The sequence below is a fragment of the Paenibacillus sp. WC2504 genome, assembly GCF_052682475.1.
In genome coordinates this window covers 5,587,741-5,606,837 of record NZ_JBQZFH010000001.1, presented here as the reverse complement: position 1 = coordinate 5,606,837, position 19,097 = coordinate 5,587,741, and the positions used below count along the sequence as shown (strand labels likewise).

Below are 19,097 nucleotides of genomic sequence, written 5' to 3'. Positions count from 1 at the left end.
GGTTAGTCAATTAACTGAGACAGGCGGCAGGTTTGCTGCTGGAATAGTAATAAGCCTCCTTAACCGGGAGGCTTTTTTGTTATAATGGCAAGATAATAGGTTTTTCGACATTTTTCTTGATAGTTACAAAGAATACGACATAAAATGCCAATAATCGTACATTCCTTTGGCCGAAAAAAGTATGATATGTTTTTCTTGATGCACTATTTTCATAGGAGGTACTAGAATGAAAGGATTTACGTTTCTTTTCCGATCCATTCGGGGAAAGATACTAGTCTCTTTTTTTATCTTCATTATAATTCCGGCTACAACTATTTTATATAGCTTTTATCAATCATCCGGCTCTGTGGTAAAAAAAGGAATACAACGCAGTAATCAAGAAGCTTTGCATCAAGTAGCCATCAATATGAATGATTTAGCAGAGCGCATGCTAAAAGCATCGAATCTTATTATGAATGATCCTGATTTCAATCAGTTTCTCGATGCAGGGACAGAATGGAACACGAACTATCAGGACCTGAGACGTTATAATATTGTACAGCAAAGACTTAGTAACGTCCGGGATATTCTGCTCGACAGCGGTGCGGTGATTGCGGTGATCGACAACCGTGGGTTTATCCATACAACCTTGTCTGAACCTAACGACCTAGGCAAACAGGCACAATTGCTCAAACAGGTGGAAAATGAGGATTGGCTGAAGGAAACGAAAGCCCAAAATGGTTGGCCGGTATGGAAGTATCCTTACGAGGGTGCCATTCAAAAGTTGGCTGGTGCCAATGAATCTTACTTTACCCTTAGCAGAGCGATTCAAGGAAACCCGAACGTGGTGGCAAATGTTCTATTTATCGGCATTCCTTCATCCGTCTTTCTAAATGTAAAAAAGCAGCCTTGGCACACAGAACATAGCAGCTTCATGCTGCTGAATGAAAAAAATCAGCGAGTTGGAGGGGAATCGCCGCTAACGCTTGAAGAGACGGACGTACTGATCAAGCGGCTGCTATTAAATGAACAGGTTGGATCGGCGAAAAGTGAGATTTCAATCCGGGATTACGCGATCAGTATGGAACAATTCCCGCGGCTTGGTTGGAAGCTTGTACAGTTTACTCCGCAAACACAGTTATGGAATCAGCTTGGGGGAATCCGCAATCAGTCCATGCTTTGGTTATTTGGTTGGTTTGTATTGTTTACAGTGGTGTTTATTTATTTCATGATTCGGTTAACAAAACCACTGAAACAACTAGTCTCGTCCATGAACCGGCTGGGAAGCGGTGACTTCCACTCCTACGTGACGATAGAGGGAAAAGACGAGTTTACAATACTGGGTAATCATTTCAATCGTATGATTGATCGCTTGCAACAGTTGATTATGAACTTATCTGAAGAGCAAAAGCGCAAGGAGGAGGCAAAACTTCAAACGCTTCAAGCGCAAATCAACCCGCATTTTTTGTTTAATACACTCAATTCAATCAAATGGATGGCGATGTTATCCGGCGCAAAACATGTGAGTCAAATGATTACGAAATTAGGTAAGCTGTTGCAGTATACGATGAAGGTTGGCGAGGAGTTTGTCACGTTGGAAGATGAGATTACGCATCTGGCGTCGTATCTTGATTTGCAGAAGATTCGATTTAACGATAACATACGTGTTCAATTCCATATTCCTAATGAACTTAACCAATTTTCGGTCTTAAAGTTTATTTTACAGCCGATTGTAGAAAACTCGATTATTCACGGGCAGAAGATGCCGTTACTTATAGAAATCTGTGCGTCAATTGAGGATGACGCCCTATTGATTAAAGTTACAGATAACGGCAATGGAATTTCGGAAGAACGACTTGAGAAACTCAGGACAGAGCTTAGCCAAGATCATGCGAGGTATCGTGGGATTGGTATTTACAATGTGAACGAACGGATCAAAATGCATTTTAGCAGTGCGTATGGGATTGTGATGAACAGCTTACTTGGAGAAGGAACGGTGGTAACGGTTAAGTTACCACTGCAGTCTGTTCCAGCAGCTATTTCGGTGCAGGGGCATGCAGATAAGGAGACGAACAGAGATGATTAGAGTACTCATCGTAGATGATGAATTTCTGGTACGAGTAGGACTGAAAACGATTATTCCATGGGAACAGAACGGCTTTGAGCTTGTGGGTGAAGCAGCCAATGGCGTGGAGGCTCTACATATTCTGAAACAGCAGGAATGCCATATCGTGTTAACAGATATCCGGATGCCAAATTGTGACGGACTGCAGCTGCTAGAAGAGATGAAAAGTGTTGCACCCCAAGCGAAATGCATGATTTTATCCAATCATAACGATTTTGCGTATGTGCAGAAGGCGCTTCGTTTAGGCGCGGTCGATTATATTCTGAAGCTGACGATAGAGCCTGAAGAGCTGCTAGAGAAACTGAATCAACTTAAGGAATCGATTGAACTTGAAACAGTTAAAACCATGGAAGACTCACAACTCAAATATAAGATGACCAAATATGGAAAAGAAGCTAGGGAAAAGCGCATCAGGGAACTGCTTGTGAAGCAAAACAGCACCCGCAGTGACGTGGAAGAAGTGATGCGTGAGTTTAACCTTCGGCCTTACCGAACGCCGATTTATGTTGTGAACTTTCAATTGGACCATTACAACGAAGTAGTGGAACAGAACAAATTCCAAAGCGAAAGACTGCTGCATTTTACGGTAGCCAATATATTGACTGAAATTTTCAAGAAGTATGGCGAAGGTGAACTGATCGAAATCGAGAACGGCAAGTACTCTATCATCGTTGATCATTTACAGGACTCCATGCTGCATGAGGTTCAAGAAGCTGTAGCAGCTTTTCTGGAAGTTACAATCAGCATAGGGGTGTCCGCGCCTGTGCAAGAAATCTTGGATGTCCACCAAGGTTTTATTCAGGCTAGCGAGGCGCTCTCTTATCGGTTCTATGAAGGAGAAGGCGCTTTTATCTATTTTGAACATATTCAGGCGGTTGAGCCTGGCTCCCCTCAGAAGCCTTGGTCTGATGAAGATTGGGAGCGGCTCGTAGAGAAGAGGGATGCAGCTGGTTTGCAGCAGAAACTCGATGAGGGCTACGAGGCTATTCGAAAAGGGCCAAAGAGTAATCCAGAGCATATGAGGGAAGCATGGGTTCATCTCGTGCATTTATTAGAAGCATTTGCCCGGAAATTGGGGGGAGACCTCTATTCCGTTCCACTTCATGGAGCGATGTACCCGTATCACGCGGTGCGAAGCTTGGAGAGAATGCGAGATATATACCTCTGGTTTCATGGCTGGCTTCCTGTGTATCTGGACCAAATCAGGCTGTTTTCCAATCAGCAGTACCGCCCCGAAATTCAAGCTGTGATCAATACGATTAAAGAGCAGTTTGACCAACCGTTAAAGGTTTCGGAGCTTGCGAAAAAAGCAGGTTTTACGGAAAACTATTTAAGCGTACTTTTCAAAAAGGAAACCAGCGAAACCATTATGGACTATCTGATCCGACTCCGTATGTCTCGGGCTCGGGAGCTGCTTAAAGACCAAGCCTATAAGATTTATGAGATCTCTGAAATGGTCGGTTACGGGGACTCGACTTATTTCAGCAAGCTGTTTAAGAAAATGGAGGGTGTTTACCCACTTGAGTATCGAAAACTCTATTTGGGCAAATCGGCTTCGTAGAAAAGTCGGGTTTTTAGCAGGAAATCACCATGTTCTCACAATTCGGTATTTGTTACGCTGAAGCTGTTCAAGTGATCTTGTACAACTTTAGGAGGGGATAGACATGAATAAATGGTATAAAGGGTCAATTGCTGTCATGCTAACAGCATCTATGTTATTGACAGGTTGTGCGGCAAAGAACGATACCGCTGTTGTAAAAACAGACAAAAAAGCGGTAAAGCTCGTCGTTTGGGGAGCAGTTCCTGAGGAAACCGGTCCAAAGACCGTTGTTGAGAAGTGGAACAAAGAACATCCTGACATTCAAGTGGAATACGTTCGTTATATTAACGATGATTCAGGTAATACCAAGTTGGACACGGCGTTGATGACGCAAAGCGATGCGCCTGATATTTTCTTTAGCTATGGTGAGAATAACTTGTACCGCCGTGAAAATGCGGGGATGACGGTACCGCTTGACGATATGATTAAGAAGGAAAACTTCGAAGTGGACGGCGTGATTGGGAACAATAATGTTCTGAAGTACAAAGATCAGTATCATTACTTACCAGCCTATAAGAATGTGGATTTTGTAGTATTAAATAAGAAGGCACTTGACGAAGCCGGCGAAAAAGTACCGACAGATTGGACCTGGGACGATTATTTGACGCTTGCCGGGAAGTTGAACAAAGGCGATCGAAAAGGTAGTTTCATTACACCGGGGGCTGATCTGTTGATCGGGAAATTCACGCTTGTTTCCTCCCAGCCGAAAGATTCTTTCTATAAACAGGACGGTTTGTCTAATTTCAATCATCCGGCTATGAAAAAAGGCCTAGAAATTCAAAAAGCTCTTTACGACAAAGGATATATGGTTGGTTGGGGCGAAGGACTTGCAAACAAACTGGATCCGGCGAACGAGCTTTTGACTGGCAAAGCCTCTATGGTTTATGGTGGCGCATGGATGATGCGGAGTTTGAAAGATAAAACAAAATGGCCAAGGGACTTCTCCGTTGCTTTTGCTCCAGCTCCTCAATATGAAAAAGGAACGAACGTAAACAACGGCGGTATGAACGATTTCATGTCGATTAACAAGAACAGTGCTAATAAGGATGCTGCTTTTAAATTTATTTCTTGGTACTTGACTGAGGGCAACATGGATATGGTTCCAGGCGGGCGTATTCCGACGAATAAAAAAGCGGATATGACGCAGGTCACACAAATGATTGTTGGAGACAATAAAGACATCATCGATCAAGACTCCCTAGCTAACGTATTGAAAGCGAACTACACCTTTGCCGTTCGTGAGAAAGCGGTCGCATTCCCACAAATCACCTCCATAACGAAAGAAGAAGCAGAAAAGTATTTTATGAACCAACAATCCATTGATAAGACGCTCGAAACGATGCAAAAACGGGCTGACCAAGCCATACAAGCCGATAAGAAGTAAGGCCATTCTAATAGAAGACCTGCAAACTCTTTATTCAAGAGCTTGCAGGTTTTTTTTTGTTCCATCCGGTTTTATTATAGATATCGCAGAATAAGACGGAAAACGCCAAGTTTCGACCATTCAGCTGGATTCCCCTTTTCACTACAATGAAAACAATAAAAGAAAGGAGTGGGTCAAGCCGTGAAAAAAGGATATCAGAAACATCAATATAGAGATAATTTGGCTGGATATTTATTTATTTTGCCTAACTTTATAGGGGTACTTGTGTTTATTCTTGTCCCGCTGATCATCAGTTTAATGATGGTGTTTATGGATTGGGACTATTTGCAAGGAATGGCAGGCATTCAGTGGGTTTGGGTAGACAATTTCATTCAACTTGTTCATGATGAACTTTTCTGGAAGTCACTAGAGAATAACGTTATTTTCACCGGTATAACGGTGCCGGCAGCGATGCTGTTGGGCTTAATCATAGCGGTCATTCTAAATCAATTTGTGTATCTTAAAAATTTCCTTCGCGTACTCTTTTTCTTGCCGTATGTGAGCAGCATCGTAGCGATTTCGATTGTATGGAGTGTACTGTATAACCCGACGCAAGGGCCTATTAACCAATTTCTAAAATCGTTAGGCATTCAGCAGCTTCCGGGCTGGCTTGCAAGTCAGCATTGGGCACTGCCTGCAATCATGATTATGGTGATTTGGACGTACACGGGGTATACGATGGTCTTGTACATGGCTGGGATTCAGGGCATATCCAAAGACTTGTACGAGGCAGCAGATATTGATGGCGCGACAAAGTTTAGGCAGTTTTTCAATATTACGATGCCCATGTTGAAGCCCACGAGCTTTCTTATTGCCGTGACACTGGTTATTTCTACATTCCAGGTGTTTGCTGCCGTTTCCGTTATGACAAAAGGCGGGCCGTTGAACTCTACCATGGTGCTGTCTTATTACATTTATGTTCAAGCCTTTCAATACTATAAGGTTGGTTATGCAGCGGCGATGTCTTGGATACTGTTTATCATTATTTTCATCATAACGATGATCCAATGGAAAGGTCAGAAAAAATGGCAGGATCAATTCTAAAAGGAGGTGAAATCATGGGGGCTTTATCCGTACGTAAAATCATGACGAAGACGGTATTAACGATCATTTTCACAGGGCTCGGAATTGTGATGATTGCGCCGTTCTTATGGATGCTTTCAGCATCGTTCAAGCTGCAGTCCGAGATTTTTAAAGTGCCGATTGAATGGATTCCGCACGTGATTCATTTTGATAGCTATCTAGAAGTTTGGGCAGGGAAACATCCTTTCTACGAATACTATTGGAATTCAATTAAAATCACTTGTTTGACCGTGCTGGGTACGCTGGTGACAAGTTCCATGGCTGGTTTCGCGTTCGCAAAGCTGAACTTTAAAGGGAAAGAAGCGCTGTTTCTTATCTACTTGTCAACAATGATTATTCCTACACAGATTCTGCTGGTGCCAAGGTTTATTCTGTTTGATAAATTGCATTTGGTAAATACCCATGCGGCAATCATTCTGCCGGGTCTGTTTTCGGTACTGGGGACTTTCATTATGAGACAGTTCTTCAGCACGCTGCCGAACGAATTGCTGGAAGCTTCGAAAGTCGATGGTGCCAGTATTTTTCGGACGTATTTGCAGATTTGTCTTCCTTTAACGAAGCCCGCTTTAGTATCACTTCTTATTCTTAGTTTCACGTGGCACTGGAACGAATACGAGGGACCGCTTATTTTCCTGCGGACTAATTCCCTCTACACGCTGCCGCTTGCTCTGACTAATTTTGTGGATGAGAACACGACGAACTATACAGCAATTATGGCGGCTTCGGTTTCCTCGCTGCTTCCGCTCATTATACTTGTCGCTTTCTTTCAACGGTGGTTTGTTGAGGGAATTGCTAGCTCGGGAGTAAAAGGATAGGCACATTCACGTCGAAAGGCAAGAATTTCGCAACATATTATTACAAAATGGGGCACTTTTGAATGAAGAACACGGCGTTTCTTAGGCATGTTATCGACAATAAGCACTAAAGCAGAGAGTTAAGCGCTAACACGGCTTAACTCTTTTGTCTTTTTTGAAATTTTCACAGGAATTTTATGGTGCAAAAGGATGAATTTTTATTTGGTCATTCCAATCCGGTTGACATTTTTTTCCGACAAATGGTTAGGTCTAAATGATCAAACGTATAGATCGTAACTCCTGAAATTGGATATTCTATCATTGATAAAGACAGAAAACTACAAAAATAGCGAATTATATAGTCATGTAGTGCTCTTTTGACTGTAAGAATTTAACTGTTATGATTATGGTAAACATGGGTATTGTTGAAGGAGCCAAATACAAATATCGGTTAAAGGATGATTACGCAGATGAGAAAGATGTTCTCAGGTGAGAGTAGGGTCTTTTACTTGTACCGGTTTATTTCGCTGGCTGGGACCTCACTAGTGTATGCGATTGAGGATCGTGGTCCCCCGCTAGGTGTCAAAATAGGCATCATCCTCGTGTTGTTCATCTTTGCTACGTGGATTACAGACATGTACACCCAAAGCGGCAAAGCCTCTCGCACAATTAAAATAACCGTAGGCTTGGAAATGACGGGAATGATGGTCCTCCATCTTCTAAGCGGCGGTATGGACAGTCCGTTTCTGTGGTGTGTTTTCAACCCCGCTTGGATGGCTGCCAGTTATCTTTCCTCTGCCTATTGCTGGTTCATGATGCTAAGTTACTTTTTGTTTATTACGGCTTTTTCCTATTTTTTTACGAACGGGCAAATGGAGACACTTGGCAGTATGCTGCTAAGTGAAAATCGGTTTTACCTGATGTTGTTGTTTATGACGCTCACCATTCAATTATTGGCCGGTGTTAAAAATCGTCTTGAGATTGCGAACGCTCGAACCAATGAAACGATGGAGCATATGAAGTCACTCTATCAAATTGTAGAGGCAGCAACTCATAGTGACTCTGAGAACTTGAAAATTATTTTTGCTGAGTTTGCTTTAAAGTTGACCAAGCTGAAGATGTCTTTTTTCTGGGATGTCAATGGGCATGCCAAACCTGATCAACTGATTACACAAGGTGTCTTGCCAATTGGTATTGAAACATCCCTTTCCGAAGCTTTTGACATGCAAGAAGCCGAGCTTAGAAGGCTCGAATCCAGCAGGCTGATGAGTCTGGCGGAATATGGTGACTTTCTTGTGATGCCAATCAGATCGTCGACCCGGTTCTGGGGAGTCATGGGCGTTAAGATTGAGCCTGCCAGCTACGAGGAAGGCAGGCAGATGTATATTCAACAGCTTGGTTTTCTATCCGAGCTTTGCTCAGTCATTCTGGAAAGGCACCAACTGGAACGAATCGAAAATCAGTTGATGATTATCGAGGAACAGAATCGGATTGCCGATGAGATGCATGATAGTGTTTCGCAGTACATTTTCGGAATTGTTTATGCCGTGCATTCGCTGAGCCGCAAGTGGAAAGAGATTTCGAGAGATCAGATCAAAGAGCAGCTGCAACTCATTCAAGAGTCTTCCGTAGCCGCTTCGCAAGAACTTCGTTCGACGATTTATAGTCTCAGTTCCAGAAAAAATGGCGGTGATTTTTGGATTACGACCGTCAAATCACATCTGGACAGCGTGTCCAAGCTGCATGCAGTGAAAGTGAATTTGCATGTAACCGGCGATGATCATCGTCTGCATGTGAATTATCAAAAGGCTTTGTTTCGTATTATTTCAGAATCCACGGGTAATGCCATTCGCCATGGGCGCAGCACACTCATCAAGGTTGAGCTCCGTATTAAGCCGGATGAGGTGAGTCTTTCCGTTTTGGATAACGGAATTGGCTTCAGTGTAAAAGAACGATTGTCAGATCCTAAAGCAGTTGGTCTAGGCGTTAATAACATGGAACTGCTCGTCCAGTCACTCGGTGGAACCATTAGTATTCAGAGCACACAAGGAAAAGGTACTCATATTCAACTGACCATCCCATTTCAACCACAGGACAACAAGGAGCTCAATGAACTTGAGATGATGGGCTAAACAAGGTCAAGTAGGCTATTCCCATTCAAACGAAAGCAGGTGGAACTTTGAAAGTTGTTATCGTAGATGATCATCCGTTGGTGCGTAGAGGATTGTCAGCTGTGCTAAAGCTTGAAGCAAACATCGAAATTTCTGGTGAATCGGAGACGGTGGAGCAAGCATTGGAGCTAATCAAGGAAACAAAACCGGATTTGGCTATTGTGGATCTAAAGTTAGGGAATCGCTCTGGTCTTGAAGTGGTGGAGAATATTAAGGATACACCTTGCCGAAGCATCATTTTGACTTCATCGACGTTGGAGCAGGATGTAAGAAAAGCAGAGGCTGTGGGTGCGGATGGTTATGTACTCAAAGAAGCGCTTCCAGAAGAGCTGCTTTTGGCTATTAAATTGATTTTCAAAGGGAAAAAGTATTTTGATCCAGGTCTCATGGAAATGTTGTTTAAGAAAGAGGAAGAAGACAGCTTCAGCAAGTTAACGCCGAAAGAGCGGGAAGTGTTGATTGGTCTAGGAGAAGGTTTATCCAATCAAGGTATGGCTAAGAAACTAATGGTGACGGAGTTTACCGTTAAGAAACATGTGAGCCAAATTCTAAATAAGCTGTGTGTCAACGATCGTACGCAAGCAGCATTGTTAGCGCAGTCCAAAGGATTAGTCAGCGGTTTTCAGTGAGTCTTCGCAGCCATATGGTTCGAAAGTATACCATCGCTTTATTACATATAGGTAAGGGTGGATACACCAAATAGACCCAAAAATTATAATTTCGAGTAATATCATAATTTTGGGAATTCATTTAGTATTTGACTATAACCAATTAAATGACAAAAAGCGGCATTCTTCATTCCATTTGGTAGAGTGCTTCAGCTAGCTTGCATGCTAGTTATCACCGTCGAATAGTGATTGTAGAATGCTCTGTATAAAAGGAGTGATTGAATGTCGTTTCGATAGGTGGGGATGAGAAGAATAAAACGCTTTCATTACAAACATCTTAACTGAAAGTTTTATTAAAAGCAAGACTGTATTTCTTGATTTATCAACTATTTTTTCGGGAGGGAACCATGGAGAAATCGATCTTGGATTACTTTGTACTCATTCGCAAAAAGCTGTGGATGATTGCGTTGTTCGTTCTTCTCTCGTGCCTGACAACCTTCTATGTCAGCAAAACATTTGTTGAGCCTGTTTACAAGGCGAATACACAAGTTTTGGTAAGCAGTACGTTTAAGAGTGAAGAGAAAATAGATCTGAATGATGTATCGATGAACATGAATTTAGTTGAGAGCTACAAGGAAATCATTAAATCGGATCAGATTATTCAGAAGCTTCTGACCGATCACCCGGAATTCGGTATGACGCAGAAAGAGCTGTTGAAGAACTTGAAGGTAAGCTCAACGGATAAAACGCAAATTATTAAAATCGAGATGGAAGATCCTAGTTATGAGAAAGCCGTCGCGATGACGAAAACACTTGCGGATACATTCATGAGCGAAGTACCGTCCTTGATGAATATGAACAATGTCAAAATACTTTCCAGTTCAGATCCAGCTGTGAAACCTTTGCCGGCGAACGCTAGTATCGTAATTAACCTGGCGTTGAGCTTTGTGTTATCAGCGATGGCAGCTATCGGTGTGTTTTTCTTTTTTGAAAATATCAATGATACGATTCGCTCTGAAAAAGAGGCTGAGTTCATTGTGGACTTACCCGTTCTTGCTTCCATCGGAACGATAAAGAAAGGCAAAGCAACAAAAGCTTCCAAAGCGATAAGCAGAGAGGTAGGGGAACAGACGTATGTTACAGCTAAGTAATGTGCTTGTGACGGAATTAGATCCGATTTCACCGGTTTCCGAATCCTATCGCTCTTTACGAACGGCGGTGCGCTTTAAGAAGATTGCACCCGCTGATCAAGGGTTGGGAATGGTGCTGATGATGGCCTCGCCCAAGTCGCAAGAAGGCAAGACGACGACGCTTGCTAATCTTGCCGTAACGTATGCGCAGGAAGGCAAGTCTGTTGTGATCATTGATGGCAACTTGCGCCAGCCAGCGCTGCATAAACTGTTTGGTATGAATAATACAAAAGGCTTGCTCCAATTTTTCCAAAAAGGGCTTGCTATCGACGATGTCATCACACCGACAGGAATCATGGGACTTGATCTGATCGCTGCCGGCGGTCAACCGATTAATCCGTCGGAGTTGGTAGGTTCCTCCCAGATGTTGAATCTGATGAACCAACTGAAGCAGCGATATGAAGTGATCCTTATCGATTCACCGTCAACGCTTGATTATACAGATGCAAGTTTGCTCTCGGAGTACAGTGATGGCGTACTGCTGGTCACAAGGAACGGTAAAACTAAGCGGGAATGGGCAAAACAAGCAAGAACACAGCTCGAACAATCAGGAGCCCGCATGCTAGGTATGGTTTTCAACCAATAATTGAATATGTACGCTTAGGAGGATGAGAAGGATGAAGACGGTCAAGAAAGCAATTATTCCGGCTGCGGGGTTAGGAACGAGATTTCTACCCGCCACGAAGGCGATGCCCAAAGAGATGCTCCCAATCATCAACAAACCAACTATTCAATACATCGTGGAAGAAGCCATCGAATCCGGAATCGAAGATATTATTATCGTCACCGGTAAAGGAAAGAGAGCCATCGAAGATCATTTCGATAATGCTTTCGAGCTTGAGAACAAGCTGATGGAAACGGGGAAGCTGGAGCTCTTGAAAGAAGTTCAGCGTTCATCCAAGGTAGAAATTCATTATATTCGTCAAAAAGAACCCAAGGGACTGGGGCATGCGGTCTGGTGTGCAAGAAGGTTCATCGGAAATGAACCCTTCGCTGTACTGCTGGGCGATGATATTGTCACAGGGAAGGTACCCTGCTTAAAACAACTCATTCAACAATATGAATTATCAGAAAATTCCGTCATTGGCGTTCAAAAAGTACCGCCAGAACTAACGAATCGTTACGGTATCATTGATCCTGGCGAGCAAGATAATCGCCTCTATCAAGTGAAAGACTTTATTGAAAAACCTAAATTAGGCACAGCACCTTCCAATCTTGCCATTATGGGGAGATATGTGTTCTCTCCTAAAATCTTTGAATTTTTGGAGCTTCAGGAAAAAGGCGCCGGCGGAGAAATTCAGCTGACAGACGCGATTCAGAAGCTTAATAAAATAGAACGTGTTCTTGCTTATCATTTTGACGGTATCCGTTATGATGTGGGTGAACGACTTGGTTATATTCTTACCACAATGGCTTTCGCACTAGAGAGCAAAGATCTTCGGTTAGATGTGCTTGATGCGATGGCTTCACTGCTTGTTAAGGAGAAATATGCACCTATCTTAGAACACTTGGGAGGTGACGATTATGAGCTTGCGAGAACTGCAGGAGGAATATGAGTACTATTATCCGGCTGCTACGAGATTGCAGGAAAGAAAGAGCGTAACTTCCTATTCCGTTATGAAGCGTACGCTAGATATTGTTCTTTCTTTAGCAGGTCTTATTTTCTTGATGCCTTTGTTTATCGTAGTTGCAGTTTGGATCAAGCTGGAAGATCCGGACGGTTCCGTTTTCTTCAAGCAAAATAGGGTTGGCAAAGATGAAACTTTGTTTCCGATGTATAAATTCCGTTCTATGGTGGCTAACGCCGAAGCATTAAAGCAGCAGTTAATGAGCCAAAATGAAGTCGAAGGCGCGATGTTCAAAATGAAAAATGATCCTCGCGTGACTCGCGTCGGCCGAGTGCTTCGCAAAACGAGCATTGATGAGCTGCCGCAATTGTGGAACGTACTCATCGGTGATATGAGCTTGGTTGGTCCTAGACCGGCTTTGCCAAGTGAAGTGAAAGAGTACACCACCTATGACAAGAAACGCTTGGCTGTCACACCTGGCTGCACGGGTTTATGGCAAGTAAGCGGCAGAAGCAATCTAAGCTTTGAGCAAATGGTCGAGCTTGATTTGACTTATATTCGTAATCGCAGCATTTTCTATGATTTGAAAATTATTATGAAAACCGTATCGGTCCTTCTTGGTTCCAAAGACGCGTTTTAAAAAAAGTAGAAAAGGAGTACCGCAATGGTGCATGATCAGCCAAAACCAAGGGTATCAATTATCATCTGTACCTATAATCGCGCGGATTTGCTTCAGATCACACTGGACGCACTGCCTGCATTAACTGCAATAGATATGGCTGAGATTCTTATTGTGGATAACAATTCCACGGATCACACGCGAGAGATCTCCGAGTCATTTGCCCTTCGACAAGCGGGGGGGCTGCGTGTTCGCTATCTATTTGAACAAACGCAAGGACTGTCGGCTGCGCGAAATAGAGGCATACAAGAAGCAAATGGCGAGTTTATCGCGTATCTCGATGATGATGCGGTTCCTTGTTTGGAATGGATTCGCACGATTGTGGACACCTTTGATCATCGGCATGATGTGTATGCCATAGGTGGCATGATTCGTCCGAAGTTCGAAAGCGAGAGACCGGCATGGCTGATCAAATCGCTTGAACTTCCTTATACGATTGTAGATCGGGGAGAAGACGTTCATGAATATCCGATAAATAAGCATCCCTTCGGAGCGAATATGGCTGTTCGCAAAACGTTTCATGATACTTATTTGTTTCCAACCGACCTTGGAAGAAAGGGAACGCTCTTGCTGTCCGGTGAGGAGTCTTGGCTCTTCGAACAAATGAAACAGGAAAGAAAGACGATCCTTTATCATCCTTCCATGGTCGTGGATCACTTCATCCCCGACAATCGCTTAACGAAAGACTGGATCAAGCAGCGTTATTATTATCAAGGGATTACGAACGGTTCGATGCACAAAGGATTTATGAGTAAAATAGCGCTTCTCGTTAATGTTGCTTGCAGGGTACTCTACATTGCTGTTAATGCCTTGTTTGCACATACAGAAGGTGAAAAATTACTCATTGCTTGCCGGATGCAAAGTATAAAAGGCACATTGCTCACGATGCGTAGTCGTGTGAAAATGCGCTTGACAGGGTGAGGATACGGATGACGCAGGTTTTTCCAATACAGCTCAAAAAACCGATGTACTATGCTGCGTTCTATGTCCTGCTTGCAGTGATTATGGGGGTAGCGGCTGTTTATCAGCCTATAATCAGTATGTTGGCGTTGGCCGTAATTTTCATGTGCATCTATGCCATTTACCAACCGGAAAAAATGAGTTACATGGTCCTGCTTTCAACCGCCATATCGATCAACTACATTGTTGAGGCGAATTTCCCAGGGCTGGAGATCCTTTCCCTTTACAAGCTAGGGATTCTCATTCTATTAGTTCCCAGCATGCTGCAAAATGGACTTCGAATGAAGTTCATATACCCCATAGTAGCAATTGCTGGCATGTTGTTCATTACACTCTTTTTCTCAGAATGGCATCCGAGATTGACGCTTTCTATTACCTTGAAAGCCTTCATCGGACTCGCGCTTCCCTTCTTTTTTCTCATGATCAAATGGAAAAAGGAAACAGCGGAAAAGCATATCCGGATCATCTGTTTGCTCCCAGTGGTAAGCGTAGTGACTGGGGCAGTCCTTCAGTTGGTTCATTTGTATTCATTTCTCAATGTAGAGTTCACGGGAGCCATCCGAATACAAGGGGCGAATATCGCACCTCATTTGGCGATGTTAGCTTTTCTTGGGATCACCGTTGCTTTAATTGAAACCAAACGTAATCCGCAGAATGCGAAATTCTTGTATTGTACATTGGCTGCCAACTTTGCGATTCTGATCGCTACGGGAACCAGAGGACCAATACTCGCCATGCTGGCTATGGCGGGGTACTATTTCTTCGATATGGTGAAGCAGTATATCAAAGGAAAGCTCATCTTATTAATCCCGTTGGTCTGTTCCATAGCCTTAATTGGCGGAGCCGTGTATCTGCAGTGGGACAATATGACGAAGCGCTCCTTTGAACGCCAGACGGGCACGGGCATCGATTTATCCGGAAGGACGGAGGCGTGGAACTACTTTCTAAAGGGAGTGAAAGACTCTCCGATGACAGGAAGAGGCCTTGGCGCAGTTACTGTCGCGAACGACGGCAGTTTGTACGTCGGTTTTGTGGTTCCGCATAACGAATATATCCGCTTCTATTATGATTCCGGTTATATAGGCTGCATCCTGCTGTTTCTATCGCTGCTTGTGTTATTTCGAATGATTTATCGCGTCATTCCACAGCGAATTAAAATTTATTATGCAGCATTCATTCTGGCATTCTTTCTGTATTCCTTGTCGGATAATACATTATCCACGATTCAATTCATCATTCCTTTTTGCTGGTATTTGAATGGTTTGTATATTCTCTCGACGACAAATTCGAAAAAAGAAGAGTTGATCTGATGAGTAGAGTGACTATGTTCGATGTTCATTTTGATAACTATGACTTTCTGGACTTGCTTGCTTATATGGATGAGGTCATTCGCCAGAATAATCATTCTTACATTTTAACCTGCAATGTCGATCATCTAATTAAGCTCAGAAAAGATGCTGAGTTTCAAAAGGTATATTCAGATGCGGGTGCGATTGTGGCGGATGGCATGCCAATTATTTGGGCATCGAAGATGCTTCGTAAACCGCTCAAGCAAAAGGTGTCCGGATCTGATTTGTTCGCAAAATTAGGGGAAGCTTTCGCGGAACGCCAATATAAGCTTTTCTTCTTAGGGTCAGCGGCCGGAATTCCAGAACAAGCAGTTAAGAATCTGAAGCTCGTATTTCCAAATTTGAACATCGTGGGCTGCTACTCACCTTCTTATGGATTCGAGAAGAAAAAGGATGAGAATGAGCGTATTGTTCAAATGCTGATTGATGCGCAGCCAGATATCGTGTTTGTCGGCGTTGGCGCACCGAAACAAGAAAAATGGATATATCAAAACTATCTCCAATATAAAGTGCCGATTTCAATTGGTGTAGGCGCAACCTTCGATTTCCTTTCGGGCACCGTCAAGCGAGCCCCGAACATTATGCAGAGAACAGGGTTTGAATGGTTTTGGCGGCTTGTGCAAGAACCTCGGCGGCTGTGGAAGCGTTACTTGGTACACGATGCGATGTTTGCAGTTCTGCTATGGCGCGAGGTTGTTAAGCAGTTCAAGCTGAAACGGGAGGGGACGGGAGTCAATAGTGGATGATTTCAGCAAAATGAGTAAACCCCCTTTGATCATGACACAGACGGGTCGCATGACGTTGTTATTCGCTGCAATGGCTTTGGCCGTCTCTGTCGTCATTGGTTATTCAAGTGCAACTCTGAATCCTGATTTGAGTATGCAAATTGCAATCTTGTCAATGCTGCTATTTCCTGCTTTTGTATTGGCCTTATTCGATTCACGGCGATTAATTCCCTATATCCTGCTGGTCTGGGTTATTTGCCCGGAGATTCGGCGAATACAGGATTGGATGGAAGGAACGTACCATTCGGTTTCGCTGTTAAGTATTGCACCTTTGTTAACAAGTGCTGTGCTTATTATTCCTATTTTGGCTAAGTTTCACCAGATGGAATCTCGCATCTACAAGTTGCTAATTTATATGGCCATCGTGTTGCTGTATGGCTGTCTGATTGGCGTAACAAAGAATGGGAGCGGGACCTTTTACGATTTAGCGAATTATGTGATTCCGTTGTTGTTAATCCCTTATGCGGCTTTAAGTGAATTCGACAATAAGGCGCTAGACCGATTAGTTGTCGCTTTCTCTAACACGGCGATCCTGGTAGCTGTCTATGGCATTATTCAATATATCATCGTGCCTCCCTGGGATGCATTTTGGATGAATCATGTGGAAATGACGTCGATTGGCCACCCTTTTCCATTGGAAATCCGAGTCTTCTCTACGCTGAATTCGCCAGGACCTGCGGGGATGTATATGGGAACTGCACTTGCCCCGATGATTTTGGAAAAAAGATGGCGGGGACCGTTAGGCTGGATCGGGATTATCCTTGTAACGGTTGGACTGCTGGTCACGTTAGTTCGTTCTGCCTGGGTAATGCTTTTCATCGATATTGCGATCTATACAGCTGTATCGGCCGGCAGACAAAAGTGGAAGTTGATCGCTCAATTAACAGCCGTTATTGCAGCGATGTATGTCATCATCCCTAAGCTGCCTGGAGCACAAGGTCTGATTGCTCGCTTAGATACGATGACAGCTATTCAGGATGATCACTCTTACAATGAGAGACTTGATTTCTTCCATACCGTTTTCCCGATGATGTTTTCGAAACCGCAAGGATTAGGGCTAGGGAGTATCGGTGTCGGCACCAAGCTCAGCAATGGCGGAGCATTAGGGGAATATGGCATTTTCGATAATGGATTTGTTGCCATTTTTCTAACCTTTGGTATTCTTGGTGGCTTATTGTTCCTATGGGCTTTGTGGCTTGTCACCCGTTATCTATTATCTCAGAAACACCAACCGGGCGGGATAACGGCTTATGGTAAGTTAGGACTCTCGGCTCTGCAAGGAAGTATCGTTTGTCTTGTTTTTGAAAATGGGTATACAGGGTTGAAAGGTTTTCTATTATGGATGGTCGTAGGCATTGGAATTATGGCGCATCGAACGATCGTTCAAGAGAGGAGGCAAATTTCGGATGCAGCAGCCGGTCAACTTGAAATTAGTCCGCATAAAGCCTCTGTTCGGCTTCATTAAAGCTTTCTTTTCGAGCAAAAGTCATTTGTCATCTTCGGTTAAAACGATGTTTTTCAGTGTGCTTATCTTAGTCATTAATATGCTAACCGGTATTTTGACAGCGCGATTTCTTGGGCCATCCGGCCGAGGAGAGCAGGCCGCTATGGTGTTATGGTCACAATTCTTAGCCTTTAGCTTCTCATTTGGTATGCCTTCCGCCATTATTTACAACGTGAAAAAGAACATGAAGGATTCCGCCAAGCTTTATTCGACCGCTGTTCTCATGGGTTTGACAGCAGGCATGCTTGCGATGTGCTTAGGGATACTGGTTTTACCTTATTGGCTCCGTACGTATTCCGACAGTGTGGTCCTATTCTCGCAATGGTCCATGGTTATCGTACCTCTCATCGTATTGTCCCAGATTAATAATGCGATGATGCAGGTAAGAGGCGAGTACAAACTATTTAATCGTCTGCGATTTCTTATTCCGCTGAGTACGCTCATCGGCCTTGCTCTGCTAATCTTGACTAAAACCATGACTCCTTACACGTCAGCTGTAGCTTATCTCGCTCCGGCGGTTCCCTTTTACATATGGACCACTGTTCGTTTGCTAAGACAGTATCAATGGGTGATCAAGGATGTATTCCGTTCCTTTCAGACATTAATCAGATATGGGATTGGATCCTACGGCAACGATTTAATGGGCAATGTTTCCTACTACATCGACCAAATTGTGATTATCGGACTGCTGAATCCGACCGAACTTGGACTCTATGCGGTAGCGGTAAGCCTTTCTCGGGTCGTTAATATTTTCTCAACCTCAATTATCGTGGTGCTGTTCCCGAAAGCATCCGGGCTGCCGAAGGATAAAGTGGTGGATATGACGTTCCGTGTATACCGGATCAGCACATGCGTAGCCTTGTTATGCTCTCTGATTATCATGCTGGTTGCTCCTTTCGTCATGCCGCTCTTGTATGGTCCTGATTTTAGAGAAGCTATCAGTGTATTTCGAATGCTGCTTCTTGAAGTGTCCATTTCTGGTGGAACTATGGTTTTAGCACAAGCGTTCATGGCCTTAGGCAAGCCCAAGATCGTTACGATCTTGCAAGGAATCGGGCTGCTGGTTGTCATCCCATTGCTGACGGTGCTTATTCCGAAGTTTGGACTCGCCGGTGCGGGAATGGCCATTTTGTCATCGGGTATCCTGCGATTTATCTTTATTTTAATCAATGTCAAATTCACCTTGAAAACGAAACTTCCAAGATTACTGTTGAATAAAGAGGATATCCGTTGGTTGCTTTCAGCAATAACAGCATATAAGGCCAAATAATTGGACATT

Annotated in this window: 16 protein-coding genes; all 16 read left to right on the top strand. The window is 43.5% G+C overall.

The features are described from left to right. Nucleotides 1-226 precede the first annotated feature (226 nt). Entirely contained in the window at nucleotides 227-2,065 is a 1,839-nt protein-coding gene (locus tag ACUN27_RS25140; protein ID WP_445559734.1) for a cache domain-containing sensor histidine kinase, read from the top strand. Then, nucleotides 2,058-3,665, top strand: coding sequence for a response regulator (locus ACUN27_RS25135; protein WP_326061554.1), 1,608 nt, complete (start codon nucleotides 2,058-2,060; stop codon nucleotides 3,663-3,665). Before ACUN27_RS25140 ends, ACUN27_RS25135 begins: the two co-directional genes overlap by 8 nt. A gap of 103 nt (nucleotides 3,666-3,768) precedes the next feature. Then, nucleotides 3,769-5,088 (top strand): ABC transporter substrate-binding protein, encoded by a 1,320-nt coding sequence (locus tag ACUN27_RS25130; protein ID WP_326061555.1) that lies wholly within the window; start codon nucleotides 3,769-3,771, stop codon nucleotides 5,086-5,088. A gap of 180 nt (nucleotides 5,089-5,268) precedes the next feature. Next, nucleotides 5,269-6,171: a carbohydrate ABC transporter permease gene (locus ACUN27_RS25125; RefSeq protein WP_326061556.1), complete on the top strand. Its 903-nt coding sequence runs from the start codon at nucleotides 5,269-5,271 to the stop codon at nucleotides 6,169-6,171. Nucleotides 6,172-6,185: 14 nt separating this feature from the next. Further along, nucleotides 6,186-7,025: a carbohydrate ABC transporter permease gene (locus ACUN27_RS25120; protein ID WP_315948703.1), complete on the top strand. Its 840-nt coding sequence runs from the start codon at nucleotides 6,186-6,188 to the stop codon at nucleotides 7,023-7,025. Between the two features lie 449 nt (nucleotides 7,026-7,474). Continuing rightward, complete coding sequence (locus ACUN27_RS25115; protein WP_315948705.1) at nucleotides 7,475-9,136, top strand: sensor histidine kinase; 1,662 nt, start codon at nucleotides 7,475-7,477, stop codon at nucleotides 9,134-9,136. A 47-nt stretch (nucleotides 9,137-9,183) separates the two neighbouring features. Then, a complete protein-coding gene (locus ACUN27_RS25110) occupies nucleotides 9,184-9,804 on the top strand; it encodes a response regulator transcription factor (RefSeq protein WP_315948707.1) in 621 nt (206 codons plus the stop codon). A 386-nt stretch (nucleotides 9,805-10,190) separates the two neighbouring features. Further along, entirely contained in the window at nucleotides 10,191-10,934 is a 744-nt protein-coding gene (locus ACUN27_RS25105) for a YveK family protein (RefSeq protein ID WP_326061557.1), read from the top strand. Next, complete coding sequence (locus ACUN27_RS25100; RefSeq protein WP_315948711.1) at nucleotides 10,918-11,559, top strand: CpsD/CapB family tyrosine-protein kinase; 642 nt, start codon at nucleotides 10,918-10,920, stop codon at nucleotides 11,557-11,559. The genes ACUN27_RS25105 and ACUN27_RS25100 overlap by 17 nt, the downstream gene beginning before the upstream one ends. Before the next feature lie 31 nt (nucleotides 11,560-11,590). Further along, nucleotides 11,591-12,529: a UTP--glucose-1-phosphate uridylyltransferase GalU gene (gene galU, locus ACUN27_RS25095; protein WP_315948713.1), complete on the top strand. Its 939-nt coding sequence runs from the start codon at nucleotides 11,591-11,593 to the stop codon at nucleotides 12,527-12,529. Continuing rightward, nucleotides 12,498-13,181 carry a sugar transferase gene (locus ACUN27_RS25090; protein WP_326061558.1) on the top strand — a complete coding sequence of 228 codons (684 nt, stop codon included), beginning with the start codon at nucleotides 12,498-12,500 and terminating at the stop codon, nucleotides 13,179-13,181. Before galU ends, ACUN27_RS25090 begins: the two co-directional genes overlap by 32 nt. Before the next feature lie 24 nt (nucleotides 13,182-13,205). After that, nucleotides 13,206-14,141, top strand: coding sequence for a glycosyltransferase (locus ACUN27_RS25085; protein WP_445559733.1), 936 nt, complete (start codon nucleotides 13,206-13,208; stop codon nucleotides 14,139-14,141). An 8-nt stretch (nucleotides 14,142-14,149) separates the two neighbouring features. Next, a complete protein-coding gene (locus ACUN27_RS25080) occupies nucleotides 14,150-15,490 on the top strand; it encodes an O-antigen ligase family protein (protein WP_315948717.1) in 1,341 nt (446 codons plus the stop codon). Beyond that, nucleotides 15,490-16,275 (top strand): WecB/TagA/CpsF family glycosyltransferase, encoded by a 786-nt coding sequence (locus ACUN27_RS25075; protein WP_315948719.1) that lies wholly within the window; start codon nucleotides 15,490-15,492, stop codon nucleotides 16,273-16,275. The genes ACUN27_RS25080 and ACUN27_RS25075 overlap by 1 nt, the downstream gene beginning before the upstream one ends. A 10-nt stretch (nucleotides 16,276-16,285) precedes the next feature. Further along, complete coding sequence (locus ACUN27_RS25070) at nucleotides 16,286-17,779, top strand: O-antigen ligase family protein (RefSeq protein ID WP_326062779.1); 1,494 nt, start codon at nucleotides 16,286-16,288, stop codon at nucleotides 17,777-17,779. Further along, the gene (locus ACUN27_RS25065) at nucleotides 17,721-19,088 is read left to right on the top strand and encodes a lipopolysaccharide biosynthesis protein (RefSeq protein ID WP_315948723.1); all 1,368 of its coding nucleotides are present in this window, start codon (nucleotides 17,721-17,723) and stop codon (nucleotides 19,086-19,088) included. The genes ACUN27_RS25070 and ACUN27_RS25065 overlap by 59 nt, the downstream gene beginning before the upstream one ends. Nucleotides 19,089-19,097: the final 9 nt, after the last annotated feature.

What these genes read in the sequence shown, in the direction of transcription:
- ACUN27_RS25140 (WP_445559734.1), top strand. Translation starts at nt 227, where the DNA reads ATGAAAGGATTTACGTTTCTTTTCCGATCCATTCGGGGAAAGATACTA.
- ACUN27_RS25135 (WP_326061554.1), top strand. Translation starts at nt 2,058, where the DNA reads ATGATTAGAGTACTCATCGTAGATGATGAATTTCTGGTACGAGTAGGA.
- ACUN27_RS25130 (WP_326061555.1), top strand. Translation starts at nt 3,769, where the DNA reads ATGAATAAATGGTATAAAGGGTCAATTGCTGTCATGCTAACAGCATCT.
- ACUN27_RS25120 (WP_315948703.1), top strand. Translation starts at nt 6,186, where the DNA reads ATGGGGGCTTTATCCGTACGTAAAATCATGACGAAGACGGTATTAACG.
- ACUN27_RS25115 (WP_315948705.1), top strand. Translation starts at nt 7,475, where the DNA reads ATGAGAAAGATGTTCTCAGGTGAGAGTAGGGTCTTTTACTTGTACCGG.
- ACUN27_RS25105 (WP_326061557.1), top strand. Translation starts at nt 10,191, where the DNA reads ATGGAGAAATCGATCTTGGATTACTTTGTACTCATTCGCAAAAAGCTG.
- ACUN27_RS25100 (WP_315948711.1), top strand. Translation starts at nt 10,918, where the DNA reads ATGTTACAGCTAAGTAATGTGCTTGTGACGGAATTAGATCCGATTTCA.
- galU (WP_315948713.1), top strand. Translation starts at nt 11,591, where the DNA reads ATGAAGACGGTCAAGAAAGCAATTATTCCGGCTGCGGGGTTAGGAACG.
- ACUN27_RS25090 (WP_326061558.1), top strand. Translation starts at nt 12,498, where the DNA reads ATGAGCTTGCGAGAACTGCAGGAGGAATATGAGTACTATTATCCGGCT.
- ACUN27_RS25085 (WP_445559733.1), top strand. Translation starts at nt 13,206, where the DNA reads ATGGTGCATGATCAGCCAAAACCAAGGGTATCAATTATCATCTGTACC.
- ACUN27_RS25080 (WP_315948717.1), top strand. Translation starts at nt 14,150, where the DNA reads ATGACGCAGGTTTTTCCAATACAGCTCAAAAAACCGATGTACTATGCT.
- ACUN27_RS25075 (WP_315948719.1), top strand. Translation starts at nt 15,490, where the DNA reads ATGAGTAGAGTGACTATGTTCGATGTTCATTTTGATAACTATGACTTT.
- ACUN27_RS25070 (WP_326062779.1), top strand. Translation starts at nt 16,286, where the DNA reads ATGAGTAAACCCCCTTTGATCATGACACAGACGGGTCGCATGACGTTG.
- ACUN27_RS25065 (WP_315948723.1), top strand. Translation starts at nt 17,721, where the DNA reads ATGCAGCAGCCGGTCAACTTGAAATTAGTCCGCATAAAGCCTCTGTTC.